16 protein-coding genes and 1 pseudogene are annotated in these 16,739 nt (G+C 68.5%); 11 read left to right on the forward strand and 6 right to left on the reverse strand.

Annotation, left to right across the window (positions count from 1 at the left end; genetic code table 11):
- Window positions 1-109: 109 nt before the first annotated feature.
- Entirely contained in the window at window positions 110-1,588 is a 1,479-nt protein-coding gene (locus ACFQE0_RS19365; RefSeq protein ID WP_378972576.1) for a methyl-accepting chemotaxis protein, read from the reverse strand.
- 337 nt (window positions 1,589-1,925) lie between these two features.
- Here ACFQE0_RS19365 and ACFQE0_RS19370 point away from each other — a divergent pair, with 337 nt between their 5' ends.
- Entirely contained in the window at window positions 1,926-2,249 is a 324-nt protein-coding gene (locus ACFQE0_RS19370) for a hypothetical protein (RefSeq protein ID WP_378972578.1), read from the forward strand.
- A 40-nt stretch (window positions 2,250-2,289) separates the two neighbouring features.
- Here ACFQE0_RS19370 and ACFQE0_RS19375 read toward each other — a convergent pair whose 3' ends face one another.
- The 3 genes from ACFQE0_RS19375 to ACFQE0_RS19385 form a co-directional block, all read right to left on the reverse strand.
- Window positions 2,290-2,493: a hypothetical protein gene (locus tag ACFQE0_RS19375; protein WP_378972580.1), complete on the reverse strand. Its 204-nt coding sequence runs from the start codon at window positions 2,491-2,493 to the stop codon at window positions 2,290-2,292.
- A 106-nt stretch (window positions 2,494-2,599) separates the two neighbouring features.
- Entirely contained in the window at window positions 2,600-3,958 is a 1,359-nt protein-coding gene (guaD, locus tag ACFQE0_RS19380) for a guanine deaminase (RefSeq protein ID WP_378972582.1), read from the reverse strand.
- A 1-nt stretch (window position 3,959) separates the two neighbouring features.
- The gene (locus tag ACFQE0_RS19385) at window positions 3,960-4,649 is read right to left on the reverse strand and encodes a cysteine hydrolase family protein (RefSeq protein ID WP_378972584.1); all 690 of its coding nucleotides are present in this window, start codon (window positions 4,647-4,649) and stop codon (window positions 3,960-3,962) included.
- A 266-nt stretch (window positions 4,650-4,915) separates the two neighbouring features.
- Between ACFQE0_RS19385 and ACFQE0_RS19390 the strand changes: the two genes are divergently transcribed.
- The 5 genes and pseudogenes from ACFQE0_RS19390 (at window position 4,916) to ACFQE0_RS19410 (ending at window position 10,608) form a co-directional block, all read left to right on the forward strand.
- Window positions 4,916-5,914, forward strand: coding sequence for a hypothetical protein (locus ACFQE0_RS19390; protein WP_378972586.1), 999 nt, complete (start codon window positions 4,916-4,918; stop codon window positions 5,912-5,914).
- A 3-nt stretch (window positions 5,915-5,917) separates the two neighbouring features.
- Window positions 5,918-7,528 carry an ABC transporter ATP-binding protein gene (locus ACFQE0_RS19395; RefSeq protein WP_378972588.1) on the forward strand — a complete coding sequence of 537 codons (1,611 nt, stop codon included), beginning with the start codon at window positions 5,918-5,920 and terminating at the stop codon, window positions 7,526-7,528.
- Window positions 7,518-8,594 carry an ABC transporter permease gene (locus ACFQE0_RS19400; RefSeq protein ID WP_378972590.1) on the forward strand — a complete coding sequence of 359 codons (1,077 nt, stop codon included), beginning with the start codon at window positions 7,518-7,520 and terminating at the stop codon, window positions 8,592-8,594. Before ACFQE0_RS19395 ends, ACFQE0_RS19400 begins: the two co-directional genes overlap by 11 nt.
- Window positions 8,591-9,517 (forward strand): ABC transporter permease, encoded by a 927-nt coding sequence (locus ACFQE0_RS19405; protein ID WP_378972592.1) that lies wholly within the window; start codon window positions 8,591-8,593, stop codon window positions 9,515-9,517. The genes ACFQE0_RS19400 and ACFQE0_RS19405 overlap by 4 nt, the downstream gene beginning before the upstream one ends.
- Before the next feature lie 25 nt (window positions 9,518-9,542).
- A pseudogene (locus tag ACFQE0_RS19410) lies at window positions 9,543-10,608 on the forward strand (BMP family ABC transporter substrate-binding protein).
- A 9-nt stretch (window positions 10,609-10,617) separates the two neighbouring features.
- Here the strand turns inward: ACFQE0_RS19410 and ACFQE0_RS19415 are convergent.
- Together ACFQE0_RS19415 and ACFQE0_RS19420 are read right to left on the reverse strand one after the other, a co-directional pair.
- Entirely contained in the window at window positions 10,618-10,896 is a 279-nt protein-coding gene (locus ACFQE0_RS19415; RefSeq protein ID WP_378972594.1) for a hypothetical protein, read from the reverse strand.
- 98 nt (window positions 10,897-10,994) lie between these two features.
- Entirely contained in the window at window positions 10,995-11,213 is a 219-nt protein-coding gene (locus ACFQE0_RS19420) for a hypothetical protein (RefSeq protein WP_378972596.1), read from the reverse strand.
- Window positions 11,214-11,388: 175 nt separating this feature from the next.
- Between ACFQE0_RS19420 and ACFQE0_RS19425 the strand changes: the two genes are divergently transcribed.
- From ACFQE0_RS19425 to ACFQE0_RS19445, 5 genes are all read left to right on the forward strand, one after another.
- Complete coding sequence (locus ACFQE0_RS19425) at window positions 11,389-12,741, forward strand: nucleobase:cation symporter-2 family protein (protein WP_378972598.1); 1,353 nt, start codon at window positions 11,389-11,391, stop codon at window positions 12,739-12,741.
- Between the two features lie 265 nt (window positions 12,742-13,006).
- Complete coding sequence (locus ACFQE0_RS19430; RefSeq protein ID WP_378972600.1) at window positions 13,007-13,258, forward strand: hypothetical protein; 252 nt, start codon at window positions 13,007-13,009, stop codon at window positions 13,256-13,258.
- 240 nt (window positions 13,259-13,498) lie between these two features.
- Window positions 13,499-14,605: a BMP family ABC transporter substrate-binding protein gene (locus ACFQE0_RS19435; protein ID WP_378972602.1), complete on the forward strand. Its 1,107-nt coding sequence runs from the start codon at window positions 13,499-13,501 to the stop codon at window positions 14,603-14,605.
- 71 nt (window positions 14,606-14,676) lie between these two features.
- Complete coding sequence (locus tag ACFQE0_RS19440) at window positions 14,677-15,819, forward strand: ABC transporter permease (protein WP_378972604.1); 1,143 nt, start codon at window positions 14,677-14,679, stop codon at window positions 15,817-15,819.
- On the forward strand, window positions 15,816-16,739 hold the full coding sequence (locus tag ACFQE0_RS19445) for an ABC transporter permease (protein ID WP_378972606.1): 924 nt from the start codon (window positions 15,816-15,818) through the stop codon (window positions 16,737-16,739). The genes ACFQE0_RS19440 and ACFQE0_RS19445 overlap by 4 nt, the downstream gene beginning before the upstream one ends.

The raw sequence follows: 16,739 nt of genomic DNA on the forward strand, positions 1-16,739 counted from the left end.
CGCCGATCGACGTTCGCGTTCAAGCCGACGCAGTCTCGTCCGGTCGCCGCTCGCGATAAGCCCGCGTCTGACCGCGCCGCCCCGGCGAACGGGGCGGCGGCGGCACGGATCAGGCCACCATCGCTCGCGAAGCCTCGCGCACCTGCCGCGTCGAGGCATCGACCTCCTGTGTCGCGGTGGCGATCAGACCGATGTTCTGGCTGATCTCCGACACGGCCTGGGTCATGGCCTGCATGTTGAGCGACATCTCCTGGGCGACGGCCGCCTGCTGCTCGACGGCGGTCGAGATGGCCGACGAGATCTCGTTGACCTCGCCGATGGTCCTGCCGATCCCGGAAATGGCCGTGGCGGCCTCGCTCGCGGCGGCCTGCGTCTGCACGATCTGGCTGCCGATGCTCTCGGTCGCCTTGGCGGTCTGGGCCGCCAGCGCCTTCACCTCGGCGGCGACCACCGCGAAGCCCTTGCCCGCCTCGCCCGCTCGCGCGGCCTCGATCGTGGCGTTGAGGGCGAGAAGGTTCGTCTGCCCGGCAATCGAATTGATCATCTCGACCACCTCCCCGATCCGCTGGGCAGCGGAAGCCAGGCCGGTGACCACTTCCGAGGTGGCGACCGCCTGCTCGACCGCCCGGCCGGTGACCTGCAACGCGCGGTTCACCTGCTCGCTGATCTCGCCTACCGAGGCCGCCAGTTCCTCGGAGCCGGCGGCGACGCTCTGCGTGTTGCCGGATGCCTGCTCCGCCGCGCTCGCGGCGCCCACGGCCTGGTGGGACGCGCGCGAGATGGCCTCCGCGATGCCGTCGAGGTCGCGGTCGACACCGCGGTGGAGCTCAGCCCGGCGGTGGCGCTCGGCCACGGCCGCCGTGATGTCGGTGGCGAACTTCACCACCTTCACGAGCCGTCCGGCGGCATCGCGGACCGGATTGTAGGTCGCCTGGATCCACGCCTCGCGCCCGCCCTTCCCGATGCGCCTGTACTCCGCCTGCTGGAACTCGCCCTTGCGCAGCGTCTCCCAGAAGGTCCGGTAGGCTGCGCTCTCGCGTTCGGCCGGATCGACGAACAGGGAGTGGTGCCGGCCCTTCGCCTCATCGAGGGAATAGCCGAGTATCGCGAGGAAATTGGCATTGGCCGTGATGACCGTGCCGTCGAGGTTGAATTCGATGATGCCCTGCGATCGGTCGAGGGCGTTGAGCTTGCCCTCGAAATCGGCGTTCCGCAGCTTCTGCGCCGTGACGTCGCTGGCGCATTTGAAAACGCCGTACGGCTTGCCGTTCCGGTCCTTGAGCGGACAGTAGCTGCCCTGGATCCAGACCTCGTGCCCCCCTTTCCCGATACGCTTGTATTCGGCGGTCTGATGCTCGCCCCGGCGCAGGCTCTCCCAGAACTGCCGGTAGGCCGCGCCCTCGCGCTCGGCCGGATCGACGAACAGGGAGTGATGCTGACCCTGAATCTCCTCCAACCTGTATCCGAATAGCGACAGGAAGGTTTCGTTGGCGGTGACGATTTTTCCGTCGAGGTCAAACTCAATCAGAGCGTACGAACTTCCGATCGCATTCAATTTTACGTGACTATCCGAACGCGACCACCACATGCCCAACCCCTATGAGAATCATTCGCATATTCAACGCCGAAAAACTAAATTCGATATTAATAAAATAAATTTCTAATCTAAGATAGAAGCTGAATATCAGATAGTATCACCATTTTTACTATTGAAGGATCTTTTTTACCGGTCGATGATCGTGCTCGGGCCATCCAAGGGCTTGGACAAGCGCAACCGGCTCAAGTACAGGGTTTTTGATGAACCGTCTTCGCTCTTTAGCGGAGAAGTCTCGACGGTCTCGGCTGCAACCACGCGTTCCGGCGAGCTGTCACCAATGCGGGCGTCGCGCGTTGGTGCGTTCAGTTGCTTCCGATTGGAGAGAGCGATGCTCGCCCGGTCCACCCTTGCGCTGGTGATGCTGACATCGAGCGCCCTCGTCTCAGGCGCCCAGGCCGCCGCCTTCGACGACTTGAAGGGCTATCTCGCCTCATGCCTGCGCTTCGAGATGAAGGGGCCCGGCGTCCCGCGCAGCGGTCCGGCCTCGGCCAAGGTCCGCTACGCCCTCGATCGCTGCTTCGACGATGTCGCGCGGCTCGAGCGCGCCGACGGGCGCCGTCTTCGCCAGGATGGCGGTATCAGCCCGTCGACGAAGGAGGTGATCCAGAGCGTGATGGGCCGCGACAGCGGCTACGCGAACGCCCGGTATTAGCGCATGGTCTTGAGGGGGAGCGCCGTGGCGCCTGAGGCCCTCAGGGGTTGACCCGCTTCGGAATGGGGCGACCCCGGCAGGCGGCACGGAATTGCTGGCGGGAGAGTCCCTTCATGTTCCGGCGATCGGCGGCCTGGGTGCAGGCCATCTTGCGGTCGGCCTTATTCAATTCCCGCGTGCCCGTGGTCGGCACATCCGTCGGGCTGGGCGAGACGTAGCTTTGCGCCAAGGCGGCATTCGACATCCCGATCACAACGCACACACCAAGACACAGAGTCCGCATCTCTCACCTCCGATCCACCTGTGAATTGCAGCAAGACTCGCGCCACGACCGGACGTCGTTATTGGGATCAGCCGAACTCGGGATAGCGAAGAGGATCGCCCGCGCGGCGATTGTCGTAGACGCATTCGCCCGCCACCCAGGTGGCCCGCACCGTGCGGTGATCGCCGAGGGTCATCAGGACGAACAGCAACTCCTCGATGTCCCGGCAGGTGCCAGTGCGGAAGCCGAGCAAGGGCGTCGCCGCCAGATCGAGAATGCAGAGATCCGCCTCGTAGCCGGGGGCGATGCGGCCGATGCGGTCATCGAGGCGCAGGGCCTCGGCGCCGCCGAGGGTGGCCAGCCAGAAGGCCCGCGCCGCATCGAGCTTGGTGCCGCGCAGGGCGGCGACCTTGTAGGCCTCCCCGAGGGTCTTCAGGAGCGAGAGCGTCGTCCCGGCCCCGACATCGCTGCCGAGCCCGACCCGCACCGGCCGCTTCGGATCGAGGGCGTCGAACAGCCGGAACAGGCCGCTGCCGAGGAAGCCGTTCGATGTCGGGCAATGGGCCAGCGCCGCCCCCGCCCGGTGGCAGGCGCAGAAATCCTCCTCGGTCACGTGGATGGCATGACCGAAGACCGAGCGCGGGCCGACGAGCCCCGAGCGCGCATAGACGTCGAGGTAGCTCGCCCGGTCCGGGAACAGGTCCATCACCCAGGCGACCTCGTCCGGGTTCTCGCAGAGATGCGTCTGGAGGAAGAGGCCGTCATGCTCGGACAGGAGCGTTCCGGCCGCGTCGAGCTGCGCCTGCGTGCAGGACGGGGCAAAGCGGGGCGTGACCGCATAGAGCTGCCGCCCGCGTCCGTGCCAGCGGGCGATCAGCGCCTTGCTCTCGTCGTAGCCGCTCTGGGCCGTGTCGAGGAGCGCGGCGGGGGCGTTGCGGTCCATGAGGACCTTGCCCGCGATCATGCGGGTGTTGAACCGTTCGGATTCGGCGAAGAACGCCTCGACCGAGCCGGGATGGACCGTGCAATAGACCATCGCCGTGGTCGTCCCGGCCCCCAGGATCTCCCGGAAGAACAGCTTGGCGACGCGCTCGGCATGGGCTCGGTCGGCGAACTGGATCTCCGCCGGAAAGGTGTACTTGTCGAGCCATGCCAGCAGCTGCTCGCCGTAGGAGGCGATCATCTGAAGCTGCGGGTAATGGACGTGGGTGTCGATCAGCCCCGGCAGGATCAGCGCATTCTCGTACCGCTCCACCGTGACGCCCGCCGGAAGGTGTCCCACGGTCTCGGCATAGGGGCCGAAGTCGGCGATCCGTCCATCCTCGATCAGGATCAGCGCATCCTCGACATGGTCGAGGCAGCCCTCCTTCAGGAACGGATTACCCGACAGGCTGACCGCGCGTCCGCGCACGGCCCGCCGCCGGGGAGGTGGCGATCCCTCCGTCATGTCAGGCCGCGCCGCCGAGCGCGGAGACGGCCTGAGCGGATTGGGACACCCAGCCGAAGATGCCGCCCTGCGCCTTGATCATGGCCAGCCCCGCCTCGTGGAAGGCCGGAATATAGGACGCGCAGGCATCCGCGATCACCACGCAGCGGTAGCCCCGATCATTGGCCTCGCGAACGGTGGTGTGGACGCAGACCTCCGTCGTCACCCCGCAGACCAGGAGCGTGTCGATCCGCCGGGCGGACAGGATGCCCGCGAGGTCGGTGGCATAGAAGGCTCCCTTGCCGGGCTTGTCGATCACCGGTTCGCCGGGCAGGGGCCGCAGGGCCGGGACGATGTCGTGGCCTGGCTCGCCCCGGATCAGGATCCTGCCCATCGGCCCGGGATCGCCGATGCGGGCCGAGGGTGCGCCGCGGGCGATCTTGGCGGGCGGGGCGTCCGACAGGTCGGGCCGGTGCCCCTCCCGCGTATGGATGACGAGGAGACCGGCCCGGCGAGCCGCATCGAGCAGGGAAGCGGCCGGTTCGATGGCGGCGGCAAGGCGCGAGACGTCGTTGCCGAGGCTTTCCCCGAAGCCGCCCGGCTCCAGGAAATCCCGCTGCATGTCGATGATGACCAGGGCCGTCGCCGCGGGATCGAAGGCGAGGGCAGAGGGCTCGGCCTCGAGATGGACGGTGGGGGTGGCTGTCGGCATCGCCCTCTCTCGCGCCAATCCCTGCAAGCCCGATGATCACTCGGAGGGATGATGCTCCGCTTTGCAAAAAGCATGCACACCCGCTCACCAGGTGATCGGCGCCATTCGAGCGCCCGCTGTGACCATTCGCGAGGCATTCTGAACGGAAACGGCAGATTTTGTGACGTTTCCGCAACATTGCGCGAAGTCGCTCTAGCCATTTTCATCGCTGGCATAGGCGTTGCTGATTTCTCGGGAACCTTTTGAAGACTCGGGGGACCGGAAAAATGTTCAAGCGTGTGTTGGCGGCCACCCTCTCACTCTGCATCGCAAATGCAGCTTTCGCGGCCGATCTCGACACATCGAAGAAGGCGCCCGAAGTCGTTCCCGTGAAGGAACCGTCGTTCTTCCTCTTCGCGGATACGCAGATCAGCTATCGCTACCAGTTCCCCACCGTCTCGCCGGGCGTCCAGATCCAGCGGGCCGATGGCAGCTTCGTCTCCCGCGAGGCGCCCAAGCAGATCCTCAACATCTCCCACGCCGACGCCTGGGCCTACGGCACCAACTTCTTCTCCCTCGACATCCTCAAGTCCGGCTCGCAGTTTCCCGCAGGTACGACCAATCCCCCCGGAACGATCGCCAACCCGTTCTTCGCCGATTACGGCAACACCGAAGCCTACGGCCTGTATCGCGGCACGCTCAGCCTCAACGCCCTGTCCGGCACCAAGGCCTTCACCATCCCCGGCCTCGTCAAGGACGTGTCCCTGGCCTTCGGCTTCGACGCCAACTCGCAGAACGACGCCTTCGGCTCGAAGAAGCGCGACGTGGTCGGCGGCCTGAACTTCGCCTTCGACGTGCCCGCCGGGTTCCTCAACCTCTCCGTCCACGCCTACAAGGAGTGGAACCGCAACGGCTTCAACGTCCAGCCCGATCGCGACCAGAGCTTCGACACGGTGCCCGAGTTCGAGGTGGTCTACAGCTTCCCGCTGACCTTCACCGGCCTGCCGCTCAGCATCACGGGCTTCAACAACATCGTCCTGCCCAAGGGCCGAGGCGTGCAGAACGTGGCCGCCTTCCCGTTCAACCCGCCGCGCGGCCTGGAATTCCTGTCGCGGACCAACCTCGTCCTCGACCTCGGCAAGCTCGTCTACGACCAGCCCAACCGGGTCGATGTGTTCATCGGCTTCCAGTACTGGCTGAACAAGTTCGGCAACGTCGAGACCGCAAACTTCAAGGGCACGGAGGAGAAGAGCTTCCTCGCCGGCGTCGCCTTCCACGTGTTCTGACCGGTGGGGACCGGCATCCAGGAACGGCCCACCTCCGGCCTACCGGCCCCGGCAGGCGATCCGCGCCCGCTATTCGGCGCCTACGGGATCGTGAAGCGCTTCGGCGACTTCACGGCCAACGACCATGTCGATCTCGAGATCCGGGCGGGGGAGATCCACGCCCTGCTCGGCGAGAACGGCGCGGGCAAGTCCACCTTGATGAAGATCCTCTACGGCCTGCTGGAGCCGACGGAGGGGGCCATCACCCATCTCGGGCAGACGGTGCGGCTCGCCAATCCCGAGGCCGCGCGGCGGCTCGGCATCGGCATGGTGTTCCAGCACTTCTCGCTCTGCGAGAACCTGACGGTGGCCGAGAACATCGCCCTGGTGATGGAGCGTGGCCTGAGCCGGGCCGAACTGGCGCGCCGGATCGCGGCTTTGGGAGACACCTACGGCCTGCATCTCGAACCGGACCGGCCGGTCTGGTCGCTGTCCGCCGGGGAGCGGCAGCGGATCGAGATCGTCCGCTGCCTGCTTCAGGACCCGAAGCTCGTGATCCTCGACGAGCCGACCTCGGTGCTGACGCCGGGCGAGGCCGAATTGCTGTTCACCGTGCTGGAGCGGCTGCGCGACGAGGGGCGGGCGCTCCTCTACATCTCGCACCGGCTCGACGAGGTGCGCCGTCTCTGCGCGCGGGCGACGATCCTGCGCGCGGGCAAGGTGGTCGGCGCCTGCGATCCCCGCCGGGAAAGTGCCGCCTCCCTCGCCGCGATGATGGTGGGCGCGCAGGTCCGCGAGATCGCCCCCGCCTCCGCCGCGCAATCCGGCGGCGAGCGCCTGCGCCTCGACAAGCTGTCGCTGCCCGCCCCCGGACTGCACGCCACCGCCCTGCGGGAGATCGGCCTCACGATCCGGGGCGGCGAGATCCTCGGCATCGCGGGCATCGCGGGGAACGGGCAGGCGGAACTCTTCGCCGCCCTCTCCGGCGAGGTGCCGGCCGGGTGCGCCGGGGCCGTACTCATCGACGGGAAGCCCGCCGGGCATCTCGGGGTCAATGCACGGCGGCGCCTCGGTGCGGCCTTCGTGCCGGAGGAGCGCAACGGCCACGCCGCCGCCCCCGCCATGAGCCTGTCAGAGAACGTCGTGCTCTCCCGCCACGCCACCGCGCCACTGACCCGCTTCGGCTTCCTGCGCCGGGGCACCGCCCAGGCCTTCGCGTCGCGGGTGATCGAGGCCTTCGACGTGCGCAAGGCGGGGCCCGATCCCGCCGCCGGAACCCTCTCCGGGGGCAACCTCCAGAAATTCGTCGTCGGGCGCGAGATCCTGGCCGCGCCGGGCGTCCTCGTGGTCGATCAGGCGACCTGGGGCGTCGATGCGGCGGCGGCAGCGCGCATCAGGCAGGCCCTGATCGACCTCGCCGCGAGCGGCAGCGCCGTGCTGGCGATCAGCCAGGACCTCGACGAGTTGTTCGAGATCGCCGATTCCATCGCCGTCCTTCATGCCGGGCAGCTCTCGCCCGCGGTGCCGCGCAGGCAGACCAGCCGCGAGGCGGTGGGCCTGCTGATGGGCGGCGGCGAGGCCGCGCCAGCTGCGACGGCCATCGCGCTCCCTCCCGAGACCGCCCATGCGTCTTGATCTCGTGCCGCGCGGCCAGCGCTCGCCGTGGGCGGAAGCCCTGTCGCCGACGCTCGCCTTCCTCGCGGCGGTGCTGATCGGTGGGGACGCCGTCTCCGCGATGGGCGTGTCGCCGGGCGCCGCCTTCGCAGCCTATTTCATCGCGCCCCTCTCCGAAGCGTGGTCGCTGCAGGAGGTCGCCATCAAGGCGGCGCCCCTCGCGCTCATCGCGACCGGGCTCGCCTTCTGCTACCGGGCGAACCTCTGGAATATCGGGGCCGAGGGCCAGTTCGTCGTCGGCGGCCTCGCCGGGGGCATGGTCGCCATCGCGACCCATGGCAGCACGGGCACCACCGTCTGGATCCTGCCGACGATGCTCGTCACCGGCACGCTGGCGGGTCTCGCCTATGCGATGATCCCGGCCATCCTGCGGGTGAAGCTCGGCGTCTCGGAAATCCTGACGAGTCTGATGCTCGTCTATGTGGCGGAACTCCTGCTCGACTACATGGCGCGCGGGCCCTTGCGCGATCCGGCGGGGTTCAACTTTCCGCAGAGCGTGTCCTTCGATCCCGCCGCGCGGCTTCCCTACCTCTGGGAGGGCGACACGCTCCACGCGGGCGTCCTCCTCGCACTCGTCGCGACGGTGCTGGCGGTCGTGGTGCTCGGCCGCTCCCTGTTCGGGTTCGAGATGCGGGTGGTCGGCGCAAGCCCCCGGGCCGCCCGGTTCGCGGGGTTCAGCGAGGAACGGCTGACGCTCCTGGCCTTCGCGATCTCCGGCGGCGCGGCGGGCCTCGCGGGCATCGTCGAGGTCGCGGGCCGGATCGGCCAGCTCCAGCCGACCATCTCGCCGGGCTACGGCTTCACCGCGATCATCGTCGCCTTCCTCGGGCGGCTGTCGCCGGTGGGCATCCTCGTCGCGGCCTTCGTCATCGCGGTCACCACGATCGGCGGGGAGGCGGCGCAGATCGACCTGCGGCTGCCCCTCGACCTCACGCGGGCCTTCCAGGGTCTGCTCCTCGGCCTCGTGCTGGGGGCCGACGTGCTCACGCGATTCAAGGTCCGCCTCGTGCCGGGGGCCGCGCGATGAGCCTCGATCTCCTTCCGATGGTGCTGGCCACGGTGCTGGCGGCGGCGACGCCGCTGATTATCGCCGCGCTCGGGGAACTCGTCGCCGAGCGGGCGGGCGTGCTCAACCTCGGCGTCGAGGGCATGATGGTCTGCGGCGCGGCCATCGGCTTCGCGGCGGCGGTCGAGACTGGCTCGACCTTCGCCGGGGCGCTGGCCGGGATCGGCGCCGGGATCGGCCTCGCCGCCCTGTTCGGCCTGCTGACCGTGGGGCTCGCGGCGAACCAAGTGGCGTCGGGGCTCGCCCTGACGATCCTCGGCCTCGGCCTCTCGGGGCTCGTGGGGGCGGGCTATGTCGGGCTGAAGCGGGAGCCCGCGCCTCATCTCCACCTGCCGGTCCTCACCGACCTGCCCGTCGTGGGCCGTCTCGTCTTCGGGCAGGACGGGTTCGTCTATGCGGGCCTCGCCCTGGCGCTCGGCGTCGCGTGGTTCCTGTGGCGGACGCGGACAGGGCTGATCCTGCGGGCCGTGGGCGACGACCACACCGCGACCCATTCCCTGGGACTGCCGGTGCGCCTCGTGCGGTTCCTGGCGGTGCTGTTCGGGGGCGGCTGCGCGGGGCTCGCAGGCGCCTATCTCTCGCTCGCCTACACGCCGTTCTGGGCGCCCGCGATGACCGCCGGGCGGGGCTGGATCGCGCTGGCCCTCGTCGTCTTCGCCTCCTGGCGGCCGGGGAGGGTGGTGGCGGGCGCGATCCTGTTCGGCGGCGCCACCGTGCTGCAACTCCACGCCCAGGCGTCCGGCATCGGCCTGCCGGGGCAACTGCTCTCGGCGCTCCCCTATCTCGCGACGATCCTGGCGCTGGTCCTGCTGTCGCTCGGGCGTCGGCGGGGCGGCTCCCTGGCCCCCGCCGCCCTCGGGCGGGACTTCACCCCACACCGTTAGACACCACGGAAAAGGACCCATGCGGATGTTGCGGACGACCCTCGGCGCCTGCCTCGGCGCGCTTCTCCTGTTCTCCGGCGCGGCGAAGGCCGAGGACAAGCTCAAGGTCGGCTTCGTCTATGTCGGGCCGGTCGCCGATTACGGCTATTCGTTCCAGCACGACCTGAGCCGCAAGGCGCTCGCCGAGGCCCTGCCGGGCAAGGTCGAAACCACCTACCTCGAGAACGTGCCGGAGGCCGACAGCGAGCGCGCCATCGAGAAGCTCGCCCGCTCCGGCATGGGGCTGATCTTCACCACCTCCTTCGGCTTCATGGAGCCGACGCTGAAGGTCGCCAAGAAATTCCCGAAGGTGAAGTTCGAGCACGCCACCGGCTACAAGCGCGCCGACAACGTCTCGACCTACTCGGCCCGGTTCTACGAGGGCCGCTACGTGTGCGGGAAGATCGCCGCCAAGCTCTCCAAGTCGGGCACGGTCGGCTACATCGCCTCCTTCCCGATCCCCGAGGTCGTGAGCGGCATCAACGCCTTCATGCTCGGCGCGCAATCGGTGAACCCGAACATCAAGGTGAAGATCGTCTGGGTGAACACGTGGTTCGACCCCGGCAAGGAGGCGGAGGCCGCCAAGGCGCTGCTGGCGCAGGGGGCCGACATCCTGTCCCAGCACACCGATTCCGCCGCGCCGCTGCAGGAGGCGGAGAAGCAGGGCAAGCTCGCCTTCGGCCAGTCCTCGGACCAGTACCGCTTCGCCCCCAAGGCGCAGGCTCACCTCGATCGTGGACGACTGGAACGGCTACGTGATCGCCGAGGCCAAGGCCGTGCTCGACGGGACGTGGAAGAGCCACGACACCTGGGGCGGCATCAAGGACGGCATGGTCGTCCTCGCGCCCTTCACCAACATGCCCGACGACGTGAAGGCGATGGCCGAGGCGACTGTGAAGGACATCGCCTCCGGCAAGGTCCACCCCTTCGCCGGTCCGGTGACGAAGCAGGATGGCAGCGTGGCGGTCAAGGACGGCGAGACCGCCCCCGACCCGATGATCCTCGGCATGAACTGGTACGTGAAGGGGATCGACGACAAGCTGCCCCAGTAGGGTCGGCCTTCAGCGCGGGGCGGGCGCCCGCGACGCTTCCGGGGGCAGGACACCCTGCTCACCGGCCGGGATCCCGTCCGTGCGCGGCGCGACCGGGATCGCGTCGCCGCTGCGGATCGCCTCGGCCGTGTTGCGCGGTCCGGCGAGGCCTTCGGTGCCGCCGGGCGCCGTCGCGGGGTCGCGCCCGGCCGGGGCGCCGACCGATTGCGCGTTCGCGGCGGCGGCCGTCGCGAGCAGCCCGCAGAGGGCCAGAGTGGGGGCCAGGGTAAGGGTCAGCGTGCGTGCCATGATCGTCCCGCTCTCGGAGAACAGGACGAATGGCCGGAAACGCGGCGAGTTCCCGTCGCGCCCACTCCTGTTGTGCAAGTTCCTGTCGTGCTGTCGCGTCAACGCCGCCGGTGCGGCGCGTGGTGGCGATGATGGCGGCGGATGGCGCGACCGCGCAGACCGCCGGGGGCGGTGACGCGCGGCTGGCCTGCGGGGGGTGTCAGGCTCCCCTGCGCCTCCGCCTGAGGCGGCCGGAGCGATCCGCTCGCATCGATGGCGGCCCCGAGCCCGAGCCACGCCATCGCCGCCAGAACGGCGATCGATCCAGGACGACGCATCCCCATCCGCTTTCCTCCCGAACACCGAACGGATTTCCCGTGCGGCCCCCGCGAGCCTAGCAGGCAACAGGCCAGTTGCACGCCCGAGCGGGCTCTTTGGCACATGGATTGCGCAAGTCCGTCAACCGCTTCGCGTCCGGTCATTCGCAGGGCGGTCTTCAGGGACGATCCAATCATGTCGAGCGCCGCCCGGCCCGATCCCGTCACGCGCCCCGCCGCGCTCGGCCTCCTCGGCCTCCAGCACGTACTGGTGATGTATGCGGGCGCGGTGGCGGTGCCGCTGATCGTGGGACGTGCCCTGAAGCTGCCCCCGGAGCAGGTCGCCCTGCTGGTCAGCGCCGACCTGTTCGCGGGCGGCCTCGCCACCCTCGTGCAGAGCTGGGGCCTCCCCGGCATCGGCATCCGCATGCCGGTGATGATGGGCGTGACCTTCGCGGCGGTGACTCCGATGGTCGCCATGGGTCTGAGCCCGGGGGTCGGCCTCACCGGCATCTATGGCGCAGTGATCGCGGCAGGCCTGTTCGCGTTCCTCGCCGCGCCGCTCATCGGGCGGCTCCTGCCCCTGTTCCCCCCTGTCGTCACCGGGACGATCATCCTCGTCATCGGCATTTCGCTCATGCGCGTCGGGGTGAACTGGGCGGCGGGCGGGGTCGGCAACCCGCATTACGGCGCGCCGCTGCATCTCGCCATCGCGGCTTTCGTCCTCTGCGTGATCCTGGCGGTCACCCGCTTCTGCACCGGCTTCGTCGGCTCGGCCTCCGTCCTGATCGGGATCGTGGCGGGAATGCTCGTGGCCGCGCCGTTCGGGCTAGTCGATCTCGGCCATGTCGTCACCGCCCCGTGGTTCGACGTGGTGCGCCCCTTCGCCTTCGGCCTGCCGACCTTCGATCCGGTCTCGATCGTCACGATGTGCGTGGTGATGATCGTCGTCATGGTCGAGTCGACCGGCATGTTCCTCGCCCTGAGCGAGATCTGCGCCGAACCGCTCGACGAGGCGCGGCTCGTCCGGGGTCTGCGCGCGGATGGCCTCGGCACGATGATCGGCGGGGTGTTCAACACCTTCCCCTACACGTCCTTCTCCCAGAACATCGGCCTCGTCGGGGTGACGGGGGTGCGCACGCGCCTCGTGGCGGTCGTCGGCGGGGTCATCATGCTGGGTCTCGGCCTCGTGCCGAAGCTCGCCGCCCTGGTCGAGGCGGTGCCGCAATGCGTCCTCGGCGGGGCGGGGCTGGTCATGTTCGGGATGGTGGGCGCCACCGGCACCCGCATCCTCGGCGGCGTCGATTTCGCCGGCAACCGCAACAACCTGTTCATCGTCGCGGTCTCGGTCGGCTTCGGGATGATCCCCCTGGTGGCGCCGAACTTCTTCAAGGAGATGCCGCATGCGCTGCATCCCCTGTTGGATTCAGGCATCCTGCTCTGCGCCCTGTCGGCGGTTCTTTTGAACCTATTCTTTAACGGGCTCGGAACGGCGGAGGCGGCCCGCGATGCGGCGGCACGCCAAGCGAGGGCCGCCGAAGCCCATTGACCGCGCGTCGGCACGCTCGGGAAAGGTCCGTGCCAGAACGCACGGGACAGGCTCACATTCGCGACATTGCCCTGTAAGGCATTCTAATAGCATGGAAAACTTATCATGCGCCCGCCCGTCCCGTTGGCGAGAGCCCTGCGCGGTCGTGCGTAAACGCACAATATTCGAGCTTTCCGCGTTGGATCCGGAGGCATCGCTGCACATTTGATGATCCGTAGCGAGCGCCAGACGTCCGGCGCACCGCTCCGAACTTCGGATGTCCGCCATGTCTTATCGTATCCTCGCAGGCGCCCTTCTCGGCCTCTCCCTCTCCACGACCGCCTTCGCGCAGAGCTTCACCGCCCCCGCCGGCATCCCGGCTGTCACCGCCCCCGGCGGCGTCCAGGGTCGCGCCGCGATTCCGAACCTGATGGATTCGCGCAATGTCGATGGCTACGCGATCATCCGGGATGACGGCGTCGCAGTCACCGGCTCGATCCCCCACCCTTATGGCAGCCGCTTCGATCGCAGCCGTTGAGAACCGAGTCGCGCGGACAGGCCGAGGCGCCGTCCGCGCAGACTTCTAGGCTTGGTTGAACTGCCGCGCTTTTCACCACCGGGCGCATGAGACTTGTGCGTCGGCGCAGCGGTACAGGTGCCTGCCCAAGGCTAGACCAGCCGGTCAGGTGCCGAAATTATCGGCTTCGCCGGGTAAGAACCGGCGCTTAACATCCCGCTCCGCCCGCCATCTTCGCGGGAAGAACGGGGTGATCGACGCGTGGCACATCTTCCCTTTACGCGCAGAACCTTGCTCGGTGCGGGCGCACTCCTCGGTCTCGACACGGCGACCGGGCGACGGGCCCGGGCCGCGACGCCCCTGACGGTCGGCTTCATCTATGTCGGGCCGAAGGACGATTACGGTTACAACCAAGCCCATGCCCAGGCCGCCAAGGCCCTGAAGGCGATGGGCGGCCTCGAGATCACCGAGGAGGAGCGCGTCCCGGAGACCAACGCCGTCGAGAAGACCATGGAGAGCATGATCAATCTCGACGGGGCGACGCTGCTGTTCCCGACTTCCTTCGGCTATTACAGCCCGTATCTCCTCAACGAGGCGCGGAAGAACCCGAAGATCCAGTTCCGTCACTGCGGCGGCCTCTGGACCGAGAAGGACCCGCAGAATGCCGGCTCCTATTTCGGCTACATTGCACAGGCGCAGTATCTGAACGGCATCACCGCCGCCCATGCCAGCAAGTCGAAGAAGATCGGGTTCGTCGCGGCCAAGCCCATTCCCCAGGTCCTGAACAACGTCAACGCCTTCCTGCTCGGCGCCCGCAGCGTCGATCCCGCCATCACCTGCCAAGTGATCTTCACGGGCGAGTGGTCGCTGGCGGTAAAGGAGGCCGAGGCCACCAACGCCCTGGTCGATGGCGGCGCCGACGTCATCACCTGCCACGTGGACAGCCCCAAGGTCGTGGTCGAGACGGCCGCCCGCCGGGGCGCCTTCGTCTGCGGCTACCATGTCGATCAGTCGCCGCTGGCGCCGCAGAAATATCTGACCGGCGCCGAGTGGAACTGGCTGCCGATCTACAAGGACGCCATCGCCGCGATGCAGGCGGGCAAGGTCCCCGCGCATTTCGTGCGCGGCGGGCTGGCGGACGGCTACGTGAAGATGAGCCCCTATGGCCCGGCCGTGTCCGACGGCGCCCGCCGCAACGCCGATGCGGTGAAGGCCGAGATGCTGAAGGGCGGCTTCGAGATCATCAAAGGCCCGCTCAAGGACAATTCCGGCAAGGAGGTGATGCCCGCCGGGAAGGCCTATGCCGAGAAGGCGACCGAGTTGGAGAGCACCAACTACCTCGTCGAGGGCGTGAAGGGCTCGGTCTGACAAGAGGGCCGAGACCCCGGCTGGCACGGTTTCTGCGGCGCTCGCAGAGCCATCGCGGAGGATCCTGAGCCTTGGTTGCGGACGCCGCCCCCTCGAAGCTCGCCGGCGATAAGCCGCGAGCCTGGACCACGCTCCCCTTGAGGGCGTGGCTGGCCCGTCGCCTGGAAGCCCTGGCCATCCCGGTCGGGGCAGCCCTGGTGGGTTTCCTGCTGTTCGGCCTTTTCCTGATGGCGCTCGGCAAGTCGCCCCTGCAACTCATCGACATCGTCTGGCGCGGCGGGTTCGGCTCGCCCTTCGCCCTCGGCAACAGCTTGCAGCGGGCCGCGCCCCTGCTCTTCGCGGCGCTCTGCGTGGCCCTGCCCGCCCGACTCGGCCTCGTGGTGATCGGCGGGGAGGGCGCCATCGTCCTCGGTGGCCTCGCCGCCGCGGCCGCCGCCCAACCGCTGTCCGGCCTGCCCGCGATCATCGCGGTCCCGCTGATGGCCGGGGCGGCGGCGTTCATGGGGGCGGTGTGGATCGGCGCCGTGGGCTGGCTCCAGGCCTATCGCAACGTCAACGCGACGATCTCCAGCCTGCTCCTGTCCTACATCGCCATCGCGCTGGCCAACCATCTGATCGAGGGGCCGCTGCGCGATCCCGCGAGCCTCAACAAGCCCTCGACCCTACCGGTGGGCGACGCCTTCATGCTCGGGCCGATGCCGGTGATCGGCGTGCATTGGGGGCTCGGCTGCGGGATCATCGCCTGCGTGGTCGCCTACCTGCTCATGGACCGCACGACGCTGGGCTTCGCCGCAAGGATCGCGGGCGGAAACGTCAAGGCGGCGCAGATCCAGGGCCTGCCGGTCGGGCGGCTGATCGTCGGCTTCACTGCGCTCGGCGGGGCCTTCGCGGCTCTCGCGGGCTATTTCGAAGTCGCGGCGGTGCAGGGCAACGCCAACGGCACCCTGGCGGCGGGCTACGGCTATACCGGCATCCTCGTCGCCTTCCTCGCCCGGCAGAACCCGATCGCGATCATGCCGGTCGCGTTCCTCCTCGGCGGCATCGAGGCGTCGAGCGGGCTGATCCAGCGCCGGATGCAACTGCCGGACGCGACGGTGCTGGTGCTCGAAGGGCTGCTCTTCCTCGTCGTGCTGCTCAGCGAGACGCTCTACGGCCGGTTCAAGCTCTTCAATCCGCATCTCTGGGCGCAGAAGCGAGAGGCCGTCCCCGCATGAGCGACGATCTCGGTCTCTGGACGGTCCCGCTGGCGATCCTCGGCGGCGCGATCCGCGTCTCGACCCCGTTCCTGTTCGTGAGCCTCGGCGAGACGATCACCGAACGCTCGGGGCGGATCAATCTCGGCCTCGAAGGCACCCTCGTGTTCGGGGCAATGTCGGCCTACGCGACTGCCGTGCTGACGAACTCGCCCTGGGCGGGAGTCGCGGTGGCAGGGCTCGCGGGCGGCCTATTCGGGCTGCTGCACGGCTATATCTGCAAATTCCCGAAGGTGAACGACGTCGCCATCGGCATCGCGCTGATGCTGTTCGGGACGGGGCTCGCCTTCTTCTTCGGCAAGCCCTTCATCCAGCCTCCCGCGCCACCGCTGCCCGCCATTCCGTTCGGGGCGTGGTCGGACCTGCCGCAGGTCCAGGCGGCCTTGCGGGTCAACGTGCTGTTCCTGTGCGGCGCGGCCCTCTCTGTCGCCCTGTGGTGGGGCCTGCGCAACACCAAGGCCGGACTGATCCTGCGCGTGGTCGGAGACAGCGCCGACGCGGCCCGGGCGCTCGGCTACGACGTCGATCGGGTGCGCCTCGTCGCCACCGGCCTCGGTGGCGTTCTCGCCGGGATCGGCGGTTCTTACCTCTCGCTCTACTATCCGGGCTCGTGGAACGAGGGCATCTCCTCCGGCCAGGGGCTGATGGCGGTGGCGCTCGTCATCTTCGCCCGCTGGAACCCGCTCGCCTGTTTCGGGGCGGCGCTGCTGTTCGGCGGGGCGGGGGCGCTCGGCCCGGCCCTGCAATCGGTCGGCGTCTCGCAGGGCTATTACCTGTTCTACGCCGCGCCTTACGTCCTCACCCTCGTCCTTCTCATCGTCACCTCCTCGCCCCACCGGGCGTTGGCGGGGGCACCGGGCGAGTTGTCCCTGTCGAAGTGA

The sequence above is a fragment of the Methylobacterium komagatae genome, from assembly GCF_042661665.1.
Taxonomy (GTDB): domain Bacteria; phylum Pseudomonadota; class Alphaproteobacteria; order Rhizobiales; family Beijerinckiaceae; genus Methylobacterium; species Methylobacterium komagatae.

What these genes read in the sequence shown, in the direction of transcription:
- ACFQE0_RS19365 (WP_378972576.1), bottom strand. Translation starts at nt 1,588, where the DNA reads ATGTGGTGGTCGCGTTCGGATAGTCACGTAAAATTGAATGCGATCGGA.
- ACFQE0_RS19370 (WP_378972578.1), top strand. Translation starts at nt 1,926, where the DNA reads ATGCTCGCCCGGTCCACCCTTGCGCTGGTGATGCTGACATCGAGCGCC.
- ACFQE0_RS19375 (WP_378972580.1), bottom strand. Translation starts at nt 2,493, where the DNA reads ATGTCGAATGCCGCCTTGGCGCAAAGCTACGTCTCGCCCAGCCCGACG.
- guaD (WP_378972582.1), bottom strand. Translation starts at nt 3,958, where the DNA reads ATGACGGAGGGATCGCCACCTCCCCGGCGGCGGGCCGTGCGCGGACGC.
- ACFQE0_RS19385 (WP_378972584.1), bottom strand. Translation starts at nt 4,649, where the DNA reads ATGCCGACAGCCACCCCCACCGTCCATCTCGAGGCCGAGCCCTCTGCC.
- ACFQE0_RS19390 (WP_378972586.1), top strand. Translation starts at nt 4,916, where the DNA reads ATGTTCAAGCGTGTGTTGGCGGCCACCCTCTCACTCTGCATCGCAAAT.
- ACFQE0_RS19400 (WP_378972590.1), top strand. Translation starts at nt 7,518, where the DNA reads ATGCGTCTTGATCTCGTGCCGCGCGGCCAGCGCTCGCCGTGGGCGGAA.
- ACFQE0_RS19405 (WP_378972592.1), top strand. Translation starts at nt 8,591, where the DNA reads ATGAGCCTCGATCTCCTTCCGATGGTGCTGGCCACGGTGCTGGCGGCG.
- ACFQE0_RS19415 (WP_378972594.1), bottom strand. Translation starts at nt 10,896, where the DNA reads ATGGCACGCACGCTGACCCTTACCCTGGCCCCCACTCTGGCCCTCTGC.
- ACFQE0_RS19420 (WP_378972596.1), bottom strand. Translation starts at nt 11,213, where the DNA reads ATGCGTCGTCCTGGATCGATCGCCGTTCTGGCGGCGATGGCGTGGCTC.
- ACFQE0_RS19425 (WP_378972598.1), top strand. Translation starts at nt 11,389, where the DNA reads ATGTCGAGCGCCGCCCGGCCCGATCCCGTCACGCGCCCCGCCGCGCTC.
- ACFQE0_RS19430 (WP_378972600.1), top strand. Translation starts at nt 13,007, where the DNA reads ATGTCTTATCGTATCCTCGCAGGCGCCCTTCTCGGCCTCTCCCTCTCC.
- ACFQE0_RS19445 (WP_378972606.1), top strand. Translation starts at nt 15,816, where the DNA reads ATGAGCGACGATCTCGGTCTCTGGACGGTCCCGCTGGCGATCCTCGGC.